General features: G+C 38.8%; 1 protein-coding gene. It reads left to right on the top strand.

All coding sequences use genetic code 11. The features are described from left to right. Positions 1–139: 139 nt before the first annotated feature. On the top strand, positions 140–1,058 hold a 919-nt coding region (locus JUI58_RS00910; RefSeq protein WP_204101867.1), incomplete at its 3' end, for an RNA-guided endonuclease TnpB family protein.

Raw genomic sequence — 1,058 nt, 5'->3', positions numbered from 1 at the left:
GTGAATTCGATTCACCGGGGTCGCTCGTCTTTTTGCCAACAAACAAAACCGACCAAAGTAGGGACGTTAAATTTAACGTCCGTACACATGGATTGACATTCTCCGTAAAGATTGCTAAAATCTAATCTAGGAGGTCAAAATGTTAACATTAACTTACGAGTATAAATTAATCCCAAACGAAAAGCAAATCGAGGTGATTGAGAATACCTTGAGAGTCTGTCGTGCTGTCTGGAATTACGCCCTAAGAGAGCGAAAAGATTGGATTAACTCTAGGAAGTGTCCTGTTAACGCTTGTTCTCTAAATAAGGAATATATCATTCCGGCGGATAAACCGTTCCCAAATTACAACAATCAAGCCAAACAATTAACAGAAGCCAAGAAAACCAACCCGTGGTTAAAATCTGTGAATGCTCAAGTCTTGCAACAGGTATTAAAAAGATTAGAGCGGGCATTTACAGATAGACAATCCAAAAAACTAGGTTTTCCTCGTTTTAAGAACAAGTATAGGATGCGTTCTTTTGTGTATCCTCAAATGCTCAAGAATTGTCTCCAAGAAAACCAGATTAAACTGCCTCAATTGGGATGGATTGAGTTTAGGAAATCGAGAGATATTCCCGATGGTTTTACGATTAAACAAGCGAGAATCATCAAGAAAGCATCAGGATACTTTATCCTACTCTCTTTACAGTTAAATGTAAATATTCCGGATGTTCCATTTCATGGTCATGCCATAGGGATAGATTTAGGGCTGGACAAGTTTCTGGCAACTTCTGATGGAGAACTGGTCGAAAGACCCCATTTTTTGAACCAACTACACTGCAAGCTGAAATCGCTGCAACGTAGGTTAAGAAATAAAAAGAAAGGGTCTAATAATCGACACAAATTAAACAAAAAAATAGCGAGATTGCACCAAAAGATTTCTGATACTCGTAAAGATTGGCAATTTAAACTAGCACATTACCTTTGCGACCAAGCACAGTCAATATTTTTTGAATCCCCCCTAACCCCCCTTAATAAGGGGGGAACTAAAGGGGGGATATGGGCAAAAGGAATGTTAT

It is taken from the genome of Spirulina sp. CCY15215, assembly GCF_016888125.1.
GTDB lineage: Bacteria > Cyanobacteriota > Cyanobacteriia > Cyanobacteriales > Spirulinaceae > CCY15215.
This window is presented reverse-complemented; position numbering and strand designations above follow the sequence as displayed.